The organism is Streptomyces sp. 11x1, assembly GCF_032598905.1.
In the GTDB taxonomy this organism is placed as follows: domain Bacteria; phylum Actinomycetota; class Actinomycetes; order Streptomycetales; family Streptomycetaceae; genus Streptomyces.
In genome coordinates, this window is sequence record NZ_CP122458.1 from 4,065,120 (window position 1) to 4,080,892 (window position 15,773).

Here is a 15,773-nt window from a genome sequence, read left to right on the forward strand (position 1 = left end):
CCCGCGACCTTCTGAAACTCGCCGACCCCTGAAGGAGTTTCATGACAACCCCTTGGCGTGACCCGGCCCTGCCCGCAGCGGCCCGGGTCGACGACCTGCTCTCCAGGATGACCTTGGAGGAAAAGACCGCGCAGCTGTACGGCGTGTGGGTGAAGAACGACGCGAACGGTGAGGACATCGCCCCCGACGAGGCGGGCATGACGGAGGCGTTCGACTTCGACGAGCTGATCACCCGGGGCCTCGGGCAGCTCACCCGCGTCTTCGGCACGGCCCCGCTCGACCCGGCCGAGGGCGCCAAGGTGCTGGCCCGCTTCCAGCGCCGCATCATGGCCGCGAACCGCTTCGGCATTCCGGCCGTCGCCCACGAGGAGTGCCTGGCCGGATTCACCAGCTGGCGCGCGACGGCGTACCCGGTCCCCCTCGCCTGGGGCGCGACCTTCGACCCCTCGCTCGTCGAGGAGATGGCCCGCAACATCGGCCACGACATGGCGTCGGTCGGTGTCCACCAGGGCCTGTCCCCCGTCCTGGACGTCGTCCGCGACCCGCGCTGGGGGCGGGTCGAGGAGACCGTGGGCGAGGACCCGTACCTGGTGGGCACCATCGGCTCGGCGTACGTACGGGGCCTGGAGTCGGCCGGGATCGTGGCCACGCTGAAGCATTTCGCCGGGTACGCCGCGTCGGTGGGCGCCCGCAACCACGCGCCCGTGCGCGCAGGCGTCCGCGAGTTCGGCGACGTGGTCCTGCCGCCCTTCGAGATGGCGCTGCGGGAGGGCGGCGCCCGCTCGGTGATGGCGGCCTACACGGAGACCGACGGCATCCCCGTGTCGGCCGACCGGGCCCTGCTCACGGAACTCCTCCGCGACGACTGGGGCTTCACCGGCACGGTCGTCTCCGACTACTTCGGTATCGGCTTCCTGGAGACCAACCACCGCGTGGCGGGCAGCCGCGCCGAGGCCGCCCATGCCGCGCTGGCCGCCGGCGTCGACGTGGAGCTGCCGAGCCTGCGCTGCTACGGCGAGCCCCTGATCGAGGCCGTGAAGGCGGGCGAGATCCCCGAGTCCCTGGTGGACGTGGCCGCCCGCCGCGTCCTGCTCCAGAAGTGCGAACTGGGCCTCCTGGACGAGGACTGGAGCCCCGAGCCGGCCGCCCCCGCCGCCGACCTGGACCCCCCGCGCAACCGCGCCCTGGCCCGCCGCCTCGCCGAGGAGTCGGTGGTCCTGCTGGACAACCCCGACGCCGTGCTGCCGCTCGCGCCCGACCTCAGAATCGCGGTCGTGGGCCCCCGCGCCGACGACCCGCTGGCCATGCTGGGCTGCTACTCCTTCCCGTCCCACGTCCTGCCCGCCCACCCCGGCACCGCCCTCGGCATCGAGATCCCGACGGTCCTTGCGTCCCTGCGCACGGAACTCCCCGACGCGAAGATCACGTACGCCGCCGGCAGCACGGTCGACGGCGCCGACACCGGCGGGTTCCCCGAGGCGGTCGCCCGCGCCTCCGAGGCCGACGTCTGCGTGGCGGTCCTCGGCGACCGCGCCGCGCTCTTCGGCCGGGGCACCTCCGGCGAGGGCTGCGACGCGGAGGATCTCCGGCTGCCGGGCGTCCAGGGGAAGCTGCTGGACGCGCTGGTCGCCACGGGCACGCCGGTGGTCCTGCTCCTGCTGACCGGCCGCCCCTACGCGCTGGGCCGCTGGAACGGCCGGCTGGCGGCCACCGTCCAGGCGTTCTTCCCCGGGGAGGAGGGCGGCCCGTCGGTGGCGGGAGTGCTGTCGGGCCGCATCTCCCCCTCCGGCCGCCTCCCGGTCAGCGTCCCCGACCGCCCCGGCGGCCAGCCGTGGACGTACCTCCAGCCGCCCATGGGCCTGCTCGGCGGCGCGAGCAGCATCGACCCGACCCCGCTGTACCCCTTCGGACACGGCCGCTCGTACACGACGTTCGCGTGGACGGACTTCGAGGACGAGGGGTACGACGTGTCGGTGACCGTGCGCAACACGGGTGAGCGGGCGGGTGCGGAGGTCGTGCAGCTGTACCTGCACGACCCGGTGGCCTCGGTGACGCGCCCCGACATCCGTCTGATCGCCTATCAGCGGCTGGAGTTGGGGCCGGGGGATGCGTCGCGGGTCACGTTCCGCTTCCACCCCGACGTCTCGTGCTTCACAGACCGCTCAGGGCGGCTTGTGGTGGAACCGGGCGCCCTGGAACTGCGCCTGGGCGCGTCGAGCACGGACATCCGCCACCGGGTTCAGCTGACGCTGGAGGGCCCGGTACGGGAGGTCGGCCCGGACCGCCGGTTGCACTGCGAGACGGAGGTCCGGACCGTGGAGAGCTGAGGTCGGCGGTTTCAGTCCGCCTGGGCCGCGGCGTGCGCGACGAACGCGGTCCAGGCGGCGGGGCCGAGGCCGAGGTGGGGGCGGGTGGTGTCTTTGGAGTCGCGGACGTGGATGGTGGCGGGGGTGGGGGCGACCTCTATGCAACTGTCACCCTGGTCCGTGCTGTAGCTGGACTTGAACCAAGCGAGTTCGGCGGTAGTCATAGGGCTCCTCGCAGTCGCTCCAACAAGCTCACGGAGTCCTCCGGGGTGAGAGCCTGCGACCGCAGTTTCGCATAACGCTGGTTGAGGAGAGCCACGTCCTTCGCGTCAGCGATGAGCCGACCGTTCATGTGCCCTTCGGCGTAGGCGAGCCGCCGCCCGTCTGGTGTCTCCACAAGCTGGAGCGGCCCCGACAGGCTGGCATGCTGCGTGCGCTTCAGCGGCATGATCTGAAGGCTCGCGTTGCGCAGCTCCGCGCACTCCAACAAGTAGTCCAACAAGCAGCGCGTCACCTCCTGGCCACCCAACTCCCGCAGGAGCACGCTCTCTTCGACAATGAAGCTGAACGAGGTGTTGGGGCGCTCCCGCAACAACTGCTGTCGCTCCATCCTGACAGCCACCTGCATGTCCAACTCGCTGTCGGTGACCGGCGGGACCGCGTTCTCGAAGACCGCCCGGACGTACGACTCCGGCTGCAACAAGCCCGGCACAAGCCTGCACTCGTACGTATCCAGAACGGCCGCCTCCTGCTCCAAGCGCGCCCACATCCTGAACCACGCCGCCAACCCCGGCTGTCGAGCCATGTGCCGAAACGCGCCCCGCACCGCCCCTGTGTTGCCCGTGGCCTCCTCCGCCAGTTCGACGAACCGCTGGTCCGCCAGCCGTCGCCCCAACTCGATCGAAGCCACCGAGTGTTTGGACAGATGAACGCGCGCCCCGAACTCCTCCCGGCTCAACCCCGCATGCTCCCGCAGCGCCTGGACGACCGCCCCGAACGCCCGCATGCTGTCCGACGACTCGGGCTCACCACCCGGCCCCTGCGCAGCCCACTCCACACCGTGCACCATCAACCCAGAGTGACGGCCCGCTCACGGTACTGTCCATCGAACGGCCGCGTACTCCCCCCCCTCAGTACACGCGCCCCCCTTACCCGGCATTCACGGCGACGGGCTATAACGACCCGATGAGCAACGAAATCGACCGGGAGTACCGAAGACGGAGAGGCATACACCCCGCCCTCCTCGTCACCATGGCCGCGGCAGCCTTCATCATCGCCCTGTCGGTGAACTCGATGATGACGCTGGGCCCGTCGAGCAGTGGCGCGATGGCCGTGGCGGCCTGGCTGTTCGTCGTCACCCGTGCGGTGCTGGAGCAGTTCAGGGCCCGTACGTCCGTCACGGCCGAAGGCGTCACCGTACGCGGAGCGATCCGTACCCGCAGCTGGGCCTGGTCCGAGATCTACGGCATCCGGGTCGAGGACAACAGATGGGGCAGCCCCCGCTGGTCGGGATACCTCTACGCGACCGACGGCACCCGGGTCCGCCTCCTCCACGTGGACGAGTACCAGATGACCGACCCGATCGCGGAGATCGCCGACCTGGGCGCCACGGCCCTGCGACTCGGGCTGACCTCCATGGGCACACGGCCCGACGTGGAGGAACGCGTCGCGCGCGGGGCGCGGCGCCGCAAGGCGTGGCAGCGGGCGGCCATCGCGAGCGCGGTGGTCATGGCGGCCACATTCGTCGTCGACTTCTGGCTGGGCTTCACCGACCGGCCGACGCACCTGTACGCCCTGGTCCTGGGCGTCCCGCTGGCCTGCCTACCCGTCCTCTTCTACGCCTTCGACCGCCTCGGCGAACGCCGGCACCGACGCGGACTCACGCCCCCAGCGACTCGAACCGCCACCGATGCACCGCACGACTGACCAACTCCCCGTCCGGCTCCGGCAGTTCGGGCAGCTCGGCGTCGTACGCCGCGTCCCACCAGGTGATGACCAGCACCCGGTCCTGCGGCGCCCGGAAGGTCTCGCGCCGCACCGGCCGTACGGGAAGCTCCTTGACCTGCTCCCGTGCCCAGGCGAGAAGCTCTTCCCCCCGCCCGGCCACCGCCCGCGCCTCCCACATCAGCGCGACCGTCACGAGTAAAGGTTCTCCTTGCTGACCTCGTGAACGTGATCATGCCCGTGGTCATGCACGTGCCCGGAGACGGCCCCCGGCACATGCGGATCCGTCACCGGCAGCGACGAGTCCGCCGACAGGTCCCAGTCCGAGGCGGAGCGCCCTCGCGCGACCATCTCCGCGCCCAGCGCGGCCACCATCGCCCCGTTGTCCGTGCACAACTTGGGCCGGGGCACCCGCAGTCGGATGCCGGCGGCCTCGCAGCGCTCCTGGGCGAGGGCGCGGAGCCGGGAGTTGGCGGCGACACCGCCGCCGATCATCAGGTGGTCGACGCCCTCGTCCCGGCAGGCCCGCACGGCCTTCCTGGTCAGCACGTCCACCACGGCCTCCTGGAAGGACGCGGCGACGTCCCGCACCGGAACGTCCTCCCCGGCCGCCCGCTTGGCCTCGATCCAGCGGGCCACGGCGGTCTTCAACCCGGAGAAGGAGAAGTCGTAGGCGGGATCGCGGGGCCCGGTCAGCCCGCGCGGGAAGGCGATGGCCGTAGGGTCCCCCTCCTTCGCGTACCGGTCGATGACCGGCCCGCCAGGGAACCCGAGATCGAGCACGCGCGCGATCTTGTCGAAGGCCTCGCCCGCCGCGTCGTCGATGGTCGCACCCATCGGCCGGACGTCCGAGGTGATGTCCGTCGACAGCAGCAGCGACGAGTGGCCGCCGGACACCAGCAGCGCCATCGTCGGCTCGGGCAGCGCCCCGTGCTCCAGCTGGTCGACGCAGATGTGGGAGGCCAGGTGGTTCACCCCATAGAGCGGCTTGCCCAGCGCGTACGCGTACGCCTTCGCGGCAGAGACGCCCACCAGGAGCGCGCCCGCGAGCCCCGGCCCGGCGGTGACGGCGATCCCGTCCAGGTCCTTCGCGCTCACCCCCGCTTCCTTCAGCGCGCGGTCGATGGTCGGGACCATCGCCTCCAGGTGCGCCCGGGAGGCGACCTCGGGCACCACGCCACCGAACCGGGCGTGCTCGTCGACGCTCGACGCGATCGCGTCGGCCAGCAGGGTCGTCCCGCGCACGATGCCGACACCGGTCTCGTCGCAGGAGGTCTCGATCCCCAGGACCAGCGGTTCGTCAGCCATTGACCTTGCCATCCCTAGCCATTGATCTCGGTTCCTCGTACGGATGTGGAAGGGTCGTTGAGGCGCATGACCAGCGCGTCCACGTTCCCCGGCTGGTAGTAGCCGCGGCGGAAGCCGATCGCCTCGAAGCCGAAGCGTTCGTAGAGCTTCTGGGCGCGGACGTTGTCGACCCGGCATTCGAGCATCACCTGGGCGCACTCGAAGGCGGTGGCGGCCCGCAGCAGCTCGGTGAGGATCAGCGCGCCGAGGCCGGTGCCCCAGTGCTCCCGGGCGACGGCGATGGTCTGGACGTCGGCGGTGTCACCGGCGGAGGCGAGCCCCCCGTAGCCGACGATCCGCTCGTCCCCGTTCTCGTCCGGGGCCACCGCCACGACGTACCGCCGGGTGGCGTGCGGGCCCCGCGCGTGGGCGAGGTCCGACCAGAACATGCCCCGGGACCAGGCGTCCTCGGGGAAGAGGTCCTTCTCCAGCTCCAGGACGGGCTCGATGTCCCACCAGCGCATCTCGCGCAACACCGGGGTCGTCACTTGGGGGTGACCACCTTGTAGTTCTTGGGGACCTGCGCGTCGGGCCGGCGCAGGTACAGCGGCCGGGGCGCCGGCAGCTCCTCGCCGGCCGCGAGGCGTTCGGCGGCGAGCACGGCGAGGGCGGCGGCACTGACGTGCTCGGGCGCGCGGGCGTCGGTGAAGGTGTCGGGGTAGAGCAGCGCGCCCGCCCCCACGGCGGGGAGGCCGGCCACCGCGTCCGCGATCTCGGCGGGCCGGTCGACCGCCGGCTCGGTCGCTCTCGTCCGCGCGTCCTCGTACCGCGCCCAGTACACCTCCTTGCGCCGGGCGTCGGTGGCGACCACGAACGGTCCCTCGACCGTCCCCTCGGCCCCGGCCGCGTAGGCGAGCCCGTCGAGGGTGCACAGGCCGTGGACGGGGACCCCGAGGGCGAGGCCGAAGGTGTCGGCGGTCATGAGGCCGACGCGCAGCCCGGTGTACGGGCCGGGACCGATGCCCACGACGATGCCGGTGACGGCGTCGAGGCGGGCACCCGCCTCGGCGAGGACCCGGTCGACGGCGGGCAGCAGGAGTTCTCCGTGGCGTCGCGCGTCCACCTGGCTCGACGCGGCGACGACATCCGTCCCGTCGTGCAGCGCGACGGTGACGGCGGGAGTGGCGGTATCCAGAGCGAGCAAGAGCACGCAAACAGCCTACGGCGCTTCGGCCCGGGCCACGGCCGACCCGGTGCACGCTCCCCCTGCTGCTACCGTCACAGCACAGACGTACTTCAAGAGCGTACGTGGGTACGAGAGGTGGGCGCAGAAGGTGGCCAGTAGCAGCTCGGTATTCGTGGCCGGGCTCACCGCGGCGGCCATCGCCGCAGTCGGTTTCCTCACCTACCAGGCGTCGGCGAACGCGCCGGACGACCTGGGGAAACCGTCCGCATCGGAGTCTCCGAAGGCCAAGCAGTCCAAGGCTCCCGGCAAGAAGGAGAAGGACACCGACGAGGCCCTCCCCGAGAACTCGGGCAGCGGCGAGCGGGTCGTCTACTCCCTCGACGAGGACCGTGTCTGGCTGGTCGGCGCCAACGAGAAGGTCACCCGCACGTTCGAGGTCACCCCGAGCACGGTCGACCCCACCCCCGCCTCGTACACGGTCTCGTCCCGTTCGGCCGCCATCACCGGTTCGGACGGCACCCCGATCGAACACGTCGTCCGTTTCGCCTCGGTCGACGGCATCTCGGTCGGCTTCAGCGCGGCGGTCGACGGCTCCACCCCCCGCCCCGATCCCACCACGAAGACGGGCGGCATCCGGGAGTCCCGCAAGGACGGCAAGGCGATGTGGCTCTTCGCGGGCATCGGCACGAAGGTGGTCGTGGTGGAGTAGGGGGCCCTTTCAGCCGCCGCTCCACTCAGGGGCGCGGGGAACTGCGCGACGAGCCCCCACCCACCCGCAGCCGCGCGACGACCGCTCCACCCCACCCGGGGCGCAGACGTCTACGCAGCCTTGGGGCACCGTCGACCCCCAGACCCCCGCCCCTCCCGCTTGACCGGCGGAGCCGCCGGCGGCGTAGAGACCGCCTTCGCCGCCGCACAGGCGGCCAAGAGGTCCCGCATCGACACCCCGCCCGCCCCGGAGGGAACCTGCTCTGCTGTAGGCATGGACGCCTCCTGGTGCCACGGCAACCAAGTTAGGTACACCTAACCAAGGACTGGTTACCATGTGACCACGCCGGGGACGACCAACGCAACATCTTGCCGACGGCTTGCCGGAACAGACGGCAGCCGGACCGGCGTCCGGACCGACGGCCGGTGACGACACGTCCACCAGCCGTTACGCGGACAGCACCCCGAGCTCCACGGCCGCCCACCGTTCACCCAGTCCGGTGACCGTCACATGCCGCACCTCGTCCGTCGTGTCCCCGACCGCCCGGTGGATGACGACATTCAGCCGGTCGTCGGTCAGCTCCTCGACCTTGCCCTCGCCCCACTCGACGACGATCACCGAATCCGGCAGGGAGACATCGAGATCGAGGTCCTCCATCTCGTCCAGCCCGCCGCCCAGGCGGTACGCGTCGACATGGACGAGCGGCGGCCCCTCCCCGAGCGACGGATGGACCCGGGCGATGACGAAGGTCGGCGAGGTGACGGCCCCGCGCACCCCGAGCCCCTCGCCGAGCCCCCGGGTGAGCGTCGTCTTCCCGGCGCCCAACTCCCCGTTGAGCATCACGAGATCACCCGCACGCAGGAGCTTGGCCAGGCGACGGCCCAGCTCCAGCATCTGGTCGGGAGAATTGACCGTGAGGCGAACAGAGTCGCTTCCGGGTGCCGAAATGCGCGATGTCACGATCTCTTCCATCGTCACTCACTTGACGTAGTAAGTTGATCACGCCCCGTAAGGGGCCGGTTCGGGCTGGACCGCAGCCGAAGGCTGGAAGCCACCTCCGTCAGGAGGAGGCGGAGTCACAACCACTTACGGTAGCCGTAAGCGGTATCGCCCCCGCGCGGGCGAGCAGATCAGCGAGGCGGTCGGTGACGACTTCCGGGTGCTCCAGCATGACCAGGTGCCCGGCATCCGGCACCAGCACCAACTCCGCGTCCGGCAGCACGTCGGCGATCGCCTCGCTGTGCTCGCTCGGTGTGACGAGGTCCTTGACCCCGGCCAGTACGAGCACCGGCAGCTCGGTGAAGGTCGCGAGCGCCTCGGTCTTGTCGTGCTCGGTGAACGCCGGATAGAACTCGGCGACGACGTCGATGGGCGTTCCCTCGATCATCCGTTCGGCGAACCGCGCGACCGCCGGGTCGACGTCCCGCGACGCGAACGAGTACCGCTTGATGATCCCGGCGAACAGATCGGCGGTCGCCCGCCGCCCCCGCTCCACCAGCGCGGCCTGCTGCCCCAGCGCCTTGAGCACCCCGGGCAGCACCCGTCGTACGACGTTGACGCCCGCGACCGGCAGCCCGAAGTTGACCTCGCCGAGCCGCCCCGACGACGTACCGACCAGCGCGACGGCTACGACTCTCTCGCGGATCAGTTCCGGGTAGTGCGCGGCCAGCGCCATGACGGTCATCCCGCCCATGGAGTGCCCGACGAGCACGATCGGCCCCTGGGGCACGGCCGCGTCGATCACGGCCTTCAGGTCTCGCCCGAGCTGGTCGATGGTGACCGGCCGCCCCTCCTCCGCCTGCCCGGCCCCGCGCCCGGAGCGGCCGTGGCTGCGCTGATCCCAGTGCACGGTCCGCACGACACCGCGCAGCGCGGCCCGCTGGAAGTGCCAGGAGTCCTGGTTGAGGCAGTAGCCGTGGCTGAAGACGACGGTGACGGGGGCCGGGGCCTTGCGGCCGAACAGGCGGCGTCTGCGGGGCGAGAGGCCCGCCTCGGGCTCGACGTCGTCGACCTCGTAGTACAGCTCGGTGCCGTCGTCGGCGACCGCCTTGCCGGGGATGCCGCGCAGCGCCCCGTACGGGCCGGTGGAGTCGAGCGCCAGACGGGCCTTCCGGCGCATGCCGCGCCCGACGGTGAGCCGCTCTATGGCGACACCGGCCGCCGCGCCCGCCGCGACGACGCCTATCGCCGCCCCCGCGACCCCGGCTCTGCGCCAGATCCCGTCGCCGGAAGCGGCCGTGGCGGCGGCCGCGCTCGCGACGGCCTCCGCGGCCTCGGCGCTGCTCTCGCTCACGTCCCGCTCCTCTTCGCCGACCTGTTCGGTACCACTCTCGCTCCGCACGCCTGTACGGAGTTACCCGTCTCGTTCGTCTTTCACTTACTCATGTACTTGCTCATGCACTTACTCGTGCTCGGCTGCCCGGGATTTCCATCCTCACGGGCCCCGGTCCTCCGCGCCCGCTCACTCACCCGTGTTGACGTAGACGCGCGGGACGCGGGTTCCGATGCGCGTGACGATCTCGTACGCGATGGTCCCGGCCGCCTTCGCCCAGTCCTCGGCGGTCGGTTCGCCGCCGTCCCCGGAGCCGAACAGCACGACCTCGTCCCCGGCGGCGGGTTCGTCCCCGCCGAGGTCGACGACGAACTGGTCCATGGCCACCCGGCCCGCGACCGTCCGCCACTTGCCGCCGACCAGGACGGGCCCGCTGCCGGAGGCGTGCCGGGGGATGCCGTCCGCGTAGCCGACCGGGACCAGACCGAGGGTCGTGGCGCCGGGAGTGACGTAGTGGTGCCCGTAGCTGACGCCGTGCCCGGCGGTGACGTGCTTGACCAGCGCGAGCGAGGCGCTGAGCCGCATCACCGGCCGCAGCCCGAGGTCGGCGGAGCTGCCCAGCTCCGGGCTGGGCGAGATGCCGTAGACCGCGATGCCCGTCCGTACGAGGTCGAAGTGCGCGTCCGGCCGGGTGAGCGTGGCGGGCGAGTTGGCGATGTGCCGCACCTCGGGGCGGACACCCCGGCCCTCCGCGTACGTGACCATCTCGCGGAAGCGGGTGAGCTGGGCGTCGATGGAGGGGTGCCCCGGCTCGTCGGCGCACGCGAGGTGCGACCAGAGCCCGGTGACCTTCACCAAACCCTCGGCCTCCGCGCGCAGCGCCTCGGCGACCAACTCCGGCCAGTCCTCGGGCTGGCAGCCGTTGCGTCCGAGCCCGGTGTCGGCCTTGAGCTGCACCCGGGCGCGCAGACCCGCCTGCCGGGCCGCGTCGGTGACCTCCCGCAGCGCCCACAACCCGCTGACCGCGACATCGAGATCCGCCTCGACCGCCTCACGCCAGGGCCCGCCCGGCGCCCACAGCCAGCACATCAGCCGCCCCGACAGCCCGGCCGCGCGCAGCGCCAACGCCTCCTCGGGCGTGGCCGTCCCCAGCCAGGTGGCCCCCGCCTCGACCGCGGCCCGCGCACAGCGCACCGCACCGTGGCCGTAGGCGTCCGACTTGACCACGGCCATCAGTGCGGCGCCCGGGGCGGACGCGCGCAACGTCCGCACATTGGCCCGCAGGGCATCCAGATCGATCTCCGCCCGGGCCCGAAGGGGCGCATGCGGCACAGGTGCTGTCTCACTCATGTCAGCCCCAGTGTCGCATTGGGCACCGAAGCGCCCGCCAGGGGCGCGAGGCTGTATCGATATGCGGCTCCGCCGCGTGGGCGCGACACGCCAGGAAGCACGTGCAGCCCGCGATCGACGCAGCCCTCGCCCCCGACCCGCCTCATTCACCCGCCACCCCCTTGTCACGTACAGTCACCCAGGACACACGACAGGTCGCAAACGGCACAACACGGCACAACACAGGGGTTGCTATGTGCGGAATCGTGGGATACGTCGGCTCGCAGTCCGCCCTCGACGTGGTCCTCGCCGGACTGAAGCGGCTGGAGTACCGCGGGTACGACTCCGCCGGCGTGGCGGTGCTCGCCGACGGGGGCCTCGCCGCCGCGAAGAAGGCCGGAAAACTGGTCAACCTGGAGAAAGAGCTGGTCGGCCGCCCACTGCCGACCGGGTCGACCGGCCTCGGCCACACCCGCTGGGCCACCCACGGCGGCCCCACGGACGCCAACGCCCACCCGCACCTCGACAACGCGGGCCGGGTCGCCGTCGTCCACAACGGCATCATCGAGAACTTCGCCGCGCTGCGCGCCGAACTGGCCGAGCGGGGCCACACCCTCACCTCCGAGACGGACACCGAGGTCGTCGCCCACCTCCTCGCGGAGGAGTTCTCCTCCTGCGACGACCTCGCGGAGGCGATGCGGCTGGTGTGCCGCCGTCTGGAGGGCGCGTTCACCCTGGTCGCGGTGCACGCGGACGCGCCGGACGTGGTCGTGGGCGCCCGCCGCAACTCGCCCCTGGTGGTCGGCGTCGGCGAGGGCGAGGCCTTCCTCGCGTCGGACGTGGCCGCTTTCATCGCCCACACCCGCTCGGCGATCGAGCTGGGCCAGGACCAGGTGGTCGAACTGCGCCGCGACGGTGTGACGGTGACCACCTTCGACGGCCGCCCCGCCGACGTCCGCTCGTACCACGTCGACTGGGACGCGTCGGCGGCGGAGAAGGGCGGCTACGACTACTTCATGCTCAAGGAGATCGCCGAGCAGCCCAAGGCCGTCGCCGACACGCTGCTCGGCCGGATCGACGCGGCGGGCTCGCTGTCCCTGGACGAGGTCCGCATCCCCGACCGGGAACTGCGCGAGCTGGACAAGGTGGTCATCGTGGCGTGCGGTACGGCGTTCCACGCGGGCCTCATCGCCAAGTACGCCATCGAGCACTGGACCCGTATCCCGTGCGAGGTGGAGCTGGCCAGCGAGTTCCGTTACCGGGACCCGATCCTCGGCCCCCGCACCCTGGTCATCGCCATCTCCCAGTCCGGCGAGACCATGGACACGCTGATGGCGCTGCGCCACGCCCGCGAACAGGGCGCCCGGGTCCTCGCCATCTGCAACACCAACGGCTCGACGATCCCCCGCGAGTCCGACGCGGTCCTCTACACCCACGCGGGCCCCGAGGTGGCGGTCGCCTCGACGAAGGCGTTCCTCACCCAGCTGGTGGCGTGCTACCTGGTGGCGCTGTATCTCGGTCAGGTACGGGGCACCAAGTGGGGCGACGAGATCCGCGCCGTGATCCGCGACCTCTCCCGGATCTCGTGCGAGGTGGAGCGGGTGCTCGAAACGATGGAGCCGGTACGGGAGTTGGCCCGCACCCTGGCCGACAAGAACACGGTGCTGTTCCTGGGCCGCCACGTCGGGTATCCGGTCGCCCTGGAAGGCGCCCTGAAACTCAAGGAGTTGGCCTACATGCACGCGGAGGGCTTCGCGGCGGGCGAGCTGAAGCACGGTCCGATCGCCCTGATCGAGGAGGACCTCCCGGTGGTCGTCGTGGTCCCCTCCCCGGCGGGCCGCTCCCTCCTCCACGACAAGATCGTCTCCAACATCCAGGAGATCCGCGCGCGGGGCGCCCGCACGATCGTCATCGCGGAGGAGGGCGACGAGGCGGTCGTCCCCTACGCCGACCACCTGATCCGCGTCCCGGCGACCCCGACGCTCCTCCAGCCCCTGGTCGCCACGGTCCCTCTCCAGGTCTTCGCCTGCGAACTGGCCACGGCCCGCGGCAACGAGGTGGACCAGCCGCGCAACCTGGCGAAGTCGGTGACGGTGGAATGAGCGACCGCGGCCCGCGCCGCTGGGGCTAGGGTGCGGATCATGCCCATCATCGGAGTCGGCATCGACGTCGCCGAGATCGACCGCTTCCGTGCCTCGCTGGAGCGCACGCCCAGCATGGCCGACCGCCTCTTCCTCCCCAGCGAACTGCTCCTCCCCAGCGGCGAACGCCGGGGCATCGCCTCCCTGGCGGCCCGGTTCGCAGCGAAGGAGGCCCTCGCCAAGGCCCTCGGCGCGCCGAGCGGCCTGCGCTGGACCGACGCGGAGGTGTACGTCGAGCCGTCCGGCCAGCCCCGTCTCCGCGTCACCGGCACGGTCGCGTCCCGCGCCTCCGAACTGGGCGTCCAGTCCTGGCACATCTCCCTGAGCCACGACGCGGGCGTGGCCTCGGCGGTGGTGATCGCGGAGGGGTAGGGGAAGTGACGGCGCCTCACAGCTCGGGGTGCGTCATGGGCGCCTCATGGCTCGGGGGTGCGCCTCAGGGGCGCCTCACGGCTCGGGGGTGCGCGTCATCGGGCGGCTGTGGACCGTCCGTGGCTGATCGCGCAGTTCCCCGCGCCCCTGAAAGGCAGGGCTTCGCCCTGCCACCGCCCGCCCCCTCCCCCCTGCGGGCAATCGTGCCGCTGGGGCGATGGGAGCACCTCCCGCTCGCGCGAAGCCGAGAGTGGGGGAGGGTGGGCGCAGGCGGCGCCTCGTAACCGCCGAGCAGCGGACCCCACCCCCGCCCAGCGACAGCAGAGGGCACCCGAGAACCCCCGGCCCACCCCCAGCCGCCCCCAAGAACAAGGCACACTCATCGCATGCGCTCAGCCCACCGCGTAGAAACCGTCCGCACAGCCGAACGCACCCTCATGGCCCGCCTCCCCGACGGCGCCCTGATGCAACGCGCCGCCGCCGGCCTGGCCACCGCCTGCGCCGACCTCCTCGGCCGGGTCTACGGCACCCGCGTCGTCGTCCTCACCGGCAGCGGCGACAACGGCGGCGACGCCCTGTACGCCGCCGCCCGCCTGGCAAGGCGAGGCGCGGGCGTCACCGCCGTACTCCTCGCCCCCGACCGCACCCACCCCGCCGCCCTGACGGCCCTGCGCCGAGCGGGCGGCACCGTGCTCCCGCCCCACGAGGCGGCCCACGCCATCCACCGGGCCGACCTGATCCTGGACGGCATCGTCGGCATCGGCGGCAAGGGCGGCCTCCGCCCCGACGCCGCGCCGCTCGCCGAACTCGCCGCCACCGCACGGGCGCTGGTCGTCGCCGTCGACCTCCCGTCCGGCATCGAGCCCGACACCGGCGAGGTGCACGGCGCAGCCGTCCGCGCCGACCTCACCGTGACCTTCGGGACCCACAAACCGGGCCTTTTCATCGACCCGGCCCGCGAGTACGCCGGGTCGGTCCGTCTGATCGACATCGGCCTGGCGGAGACGCTCCCGCCCACCCCGGCCCTGGAGTCCCTCCAGCACGCCGACGTGGCCGCCCTCCTCCCCCGCCCCACCGGCGAGAGCGACAAGTACCGCAGGGGAGTCGTGGGCATCGCGGCGGGCTCGTCCCGCTACCCGGGCGCGGCGGTCCTCGCGGTCGCGGGCGCCCTGCGGGGCGGCGCGGGCGCCGTCCGCTACGTGGGCGCCGCCACCGAAGCGGTCCTCGCTCGCTACCCGGAGACTCTCGTGTCGAACACGGGCCCGAAGAAGGCGGGCCGGGTCCAGGCCTGGGTCGCGGGCCCCGGCGCGGGCGACGACCCGGCGCCGGTCGCCGAGGCCCTGGCCTCGGACGTCCCGGTTCTGCTGGACGCGGACGGCCTCCGCCTGGCCGACCGCGACACGGTCCGCACCCGCAGGGCCCCGACCCTGATGACCCCGCACGCGGGTGAGGCGGCCGCGCTCCTGGGCATCACCCGGGAGGAGGTCGAGTCCGCCCGCCTCACCGCCGTACGCGACCTGGCCCGCGCCTACGACGCCACGGTGCTCCTCAAAGGCTCCACCACCCTCGTCGCCGGCCCGGACCCCGCATCCCCGGTCCGCGCCAACCCCACCGGCACCCCGTGGCTGGCGACGGCGGGCAGCGGCGACGTCCTCTCGGGCCTGGCCGGCTCCCTCCTGGCAGCCGGCCTCTCCCCCCTGGACGCGGCGAGCACGGCGGCCTACCTCCACGGCCTGGCGGGCCGCTACGCCGCGAACGGCGCCCCGACAGGAGCCCACGACGTCGCGGAGTCGATCCCGACGGCCTGGCGGGACGTCACCTCCTGACCCCCACCCACCCCACGACCACCCCACCCGCCCCACCCACGAGATTCACTCCCCCTCCTCGATCCGGTCGATCGCCTCCCGCACCATCCCCAGATACTCGACCTCCTCGCACCGCGGCTTACTGCCCATCCGGTACATGTCGATCGCGTCATCGAGGTGCTCGCCCAGATCCTCGTCCGGCAGGTCCGCCGAGAGCTCGCTGCACACCCGTCCGGCGAGCTCCGCATCACCGCGCGTAGACCCCCGTCGAACGGCGCCCCGTAATGTCAGGCGCCTGCCGAAAGCCATCCCAATCCCCCATTTCCCCCTGGCCGACCGGGAGGCGGCTCCCTCCCGACCGCCCGGACGCTAGTCCTCCCCCCACCCGAGGTCCATACCTTCGTCACAGTTCACGCACGGCG

16 protein-coding genes are annotated in these 15,773 nt (G+C 72.2%); 6 read left to right on the forward strand and 10 right to left on the reverse strand.

From position 1 onward, the window contains the following. Nucleotides 1-41: 41 nt before the first annotated feature. Nucleotides 42-2,327: a glycoside hydrolase family 3 N-terminal domain-containing protein gene (locus P8T65_RS17530; RefSeq protein WP_316726262.1), complete on the forward strand. Its 2,286-nt coding sequence runs from the start codon at nt 42-44 to the stop codon at nt 2,325-2,327. An 11-nt stretch (nt 2,328-2,338) separates the two neighbouring features. Here P8T65_RS17530 and P8T65_RS17535 read toward each other — a convergent pair whose 3' ends face one another. Together P8T65_RS17535 and P8T65_RS17540 are read right to left on the reverse strand one after the other, a co-directional pair. Continuing rightward, the gene (locus P8T65_RS17535) at nt 2,339-2,530 is read right to left on the reverse strand and encodes a DUF397 domain-containing protein (protein WP_316726263.1); all 192 of its coding nucleotides are present in this window, start codon (nt 2,528-2,530) and stop codon (nt 2,339-2,341) included. Next, nucleotides 2,527-3,375 (reverse strand): helix-turn-helix transcriptional regulator, encoded by an 849-nt coding sequence (locus P8T65_RS17540; RefSeq protein ID WP_316726264.1) that lies wholly within the window; start codon nt 3,373-3,375, stop codon nt 2,527-2,529. The genes P8T65_RS17535 and P8T65_RS17540 overlap by 4 nt, the downstream gene beginning before the upstream one ends. Before the next feature lie 116 nt (nt 3,376-3,491). Here P8T65_RS17540 and P8T65_RS17545 point away from each other — a divergent pair, with 116 nt between their 5' ends. After that, nucleotides 3,492-4,232 (forward strand): PH domain-containing protein, encoded by a 741-nt coding sequence (locus P8T65_RS17545; protein ID WP_316726265.1) that lies wholly within the window; start codon nt 3,492-3,494, stop codon nt 4,230-4,232. Here the strand turns inward: P8T65_RS17545 and P8T65_RS17550 are convergent. The 4 genes from P8T65_RS17550 to tsaB are packed head-to-tail and all read right to left on the reverse strand — an operon-like array spanning nt 4,186 to nt 6,747. Next, complete coding sequence (locus P8T65_RS17550; protein ID WP_316726266.1) at nt 4,186-4,446, reverse strand: hypothetical protein; 261 nt, start codon at nt 4,444-4,446, stop codon at nt 4,186-4,188. The genes P8T65_RS17545 and P8T65_RS17550 overlap by 47 nt on opposite strands. Then, nucleotides 4,443-5,558 (reverse strand): tRNA (adenosine(37)-N6)-threonylcarbamoyltransferase complex transferase subunit TsaD, encoded by a 1,116-nt coding sequence (tsaD, locus tag P8T65_RS17555; RefSeq protein WP_399099127.1) that lies wholly within the window; start codon nt 5,556-5,558, stop codon nt 4,443-4,445. Before tsaD ends, P8T65_RS17550 begins: the two co-directional genes overlap by 4 nt. A 14-nt stretch (nt 5,559-5,572) precedes the next feature. Further along, nucleotides 5,573-6,085, reverse strand: coding sequence for a ribosomal protein S18-alanine N-acetyltransferase (gene rimI / locus P8T65_RS17560; protein WP_316726268.1), 513 nt, complete (start codon nt 6,083-6,085; stop codon nt 5,573-5,575). Further along, a complete protein-coding gene (tsaB, locus tag P8T65_RS17565) occupies nt 6,082-6,747 on the reverse strand; it encodes a tRNA (adenosine(37)-N6)-threonylcarbamoyltransferase complex dimerization subunit type 1 TsaB (protein ID WP_316726270.1) in 666 nt (221 codons plus the stop codon). Before tsaB ends, rimI begins: the two co-directional genes overlap by 4 nt. A 124-nt stretch (nt 6,748-6,871) precedes the next feature. Between tsaB and P8T65_RS17570 the strand changes: the two genes are divergently transcribed. Continuing rightward, on the forward strand, nt 6,872-7,432 hold the full coding sequence (locus tag P8T65_RS17570) for a hypothetical protein (protein ID WP_316726271.1): 561 nt from the start codon (nt 6,872-6,874) through the stop codon (nt 7,430-7,432). 447 nt (nt 7,433-7,879) lie between these two features. On the opposite strand, the gene tsaE is transcribed toward P8T65_RS17570, so the two are convergent. From tsaE to alr, 3 genes are all read right to left on the reverse strand, one after another. After that, nucleotides 7,880-8,380: a tRNA (adenosine(37)-N6)-threonylcarbamoyltransferase complex ATPase subunit type 1 TsaE gene (gene tsaE, locus P8T65_RS17575; protein WP_316731622.1), complete on the reverse strand. Its 501-nt coding sequence runs from the start codon at nt 8,378-8,380 to the stop codon at nt 7,880-7,882. 112 nt (nt 8,381-8,492) lie between these two features. Next, nucleotides 8,493-9,725: an alpha/beta hydrolase gene (locus P8T65_RS17580; RefSeq protein ID WP_316726272.1), complete on the reverse strand. Its 1,233-nt coding sequence runs from the start codon at nt 9,723-9,725 to the stop codon at nt 8,493-8,495. A gap of 168 nt (nt 9,726-9,893) precedes the next feature. Then, complete coding sequence (alr, locus tag P8T65_RS17585) at nt 9,894-11,054, reverse strand: alanine racemase (protein WP_316726273.1); 1,161 nt, start codon at nt 11,052-11,054, stop codon at nt 9,894-9,896. 233 nt (nt 11,055-11,287) lie between these two features. Here alr and glmS point away from each other — a divergent pair, with 233 nt between their 5' ends. The 3 genes from glmS (at nt 11,288) to P8T65_RS17600 (ending at nt 15,372) form a co-directional block, all read left to right on the forward strand. Then, nucleotides 11,288-13,135, forward strand: a complete 1,848-nt coding sequence (glmS, locus tag P8T65_RS17590) for a glutamine--fructose-6-phosphate transaminase (isomerizing) (RefSeq protein ID WP_316726274.1) — start codon at nt 11,288-11,290, stop codon at nt 13,133-13,135. A 39-nt stretch (nt 13,136-13,174) separates the two neighbouring features. Continuing rightward, nucleotides 13,175-13,546: a holo-ACP synthase gene (locus P8T65_RS17595; protein WP_033528399.1), complete on the forward strand. Its 372-nt coding sequence runs from the start codon at nt 13,175-13,177 to the stop codon at nt 13,544-13,546. 386 nt (nt 13,547-13,932) lie between these two features. Next, nucleotides 13,933-15,372 carry an NAD(P)H-hydrate dehydratase gene (locus tag P8T65_RS17600; RefSeq protein ID WP_316726275.1) on the forward strand — a complete coding sequence of 480 codons (1,440 nt, stop codon included), beginning with the start codon at nt 13,933-13,935 and terminating at the stop codon, nt 15,370-15,372. Nucleotides 15,373-15,417: 45 nt separating this feature from the next. Here P8T65_RS17600 and P8T65_RS17605 read toward each other — a convergent pair whose 3' ends face one another. Beyond that, on the reverse strand, nt 15,418-15,579 hold the full coding sequence (locus P8T65_RS17605) for a hypothetical protein (RefSeq protein ID WP_179202903.1): 162 nt from the start codon (nt 15,577-15,579) through the stop codon (nt 15,418-15,420). Nucleotides 15,580-15,773 lie beyond the last annotated feature (194 nt).

Bases quoted from the DNA above. Each gene is read 5' to 3' on its own strand.
- P8T65_RS17530 (WP_316726262.1), top strand. From the start codon at position 42: ATGACAACCCCTTGGCGTGACCCGGCCCTGCCCGCAGCGGCCCGGGTC.
- P8T65_RS17600 (WP_316726275.1), top strand. From the start codon at position 13,933: ATGCGCTCAGCCCACCGCGTAGAAACCGTCCGCACAGCCGAACGCACC.
- tsaD (WP_399099127.1), bottom strand. From the start codon at position 5,558: ATGGCTGACGAACCGCTGGTCCTGGGGATCGAGACCTCCTGCGACGAG.
- P8T65_RS17545 (WP_316726265.1), top strand. From the start codon at position 3,492: ATGAGCAACGAAATCGACCGGGAGTACCGAAGACGGAGAGGCATACAC.
- alr (WP_316726273.1), bottom strand. From the start codon at position 11,054: ATGAGTGAGACAGCACCTGTGCCGCATGCGCCCCTTCGGGCCCGGGCG.
- P8T65_RS17595 (WP_033528399.1), top strand. From the start codon at position 13,175: ATGCCCATCATCGGAGTCGGCATCGACGTCGCCGAGATCGACCGCTTC.
- P8T65_RS17535 (WP_316726263.1), bottom strand. From the start codon at position 2,530: ATGACTACCGCCGAACTCGCTTGGTTCAAGTCCAGCTACAGCACGGAC.
- glmS (WP_316726274.1), top strand. From the start codon at position 11,288: ATGTGCGGAATCGTGGGATACGTCGGCTCGCAGTCCGCCCTCGACGTG.
- P8T65_RS17540 (WP_316726264.1), bottom strand. From the start codon at position 3,375: ATGGTGCACGGTGTGGAGTGGGCTGCGCAGGGGCCGGGTGGTGAGCCC.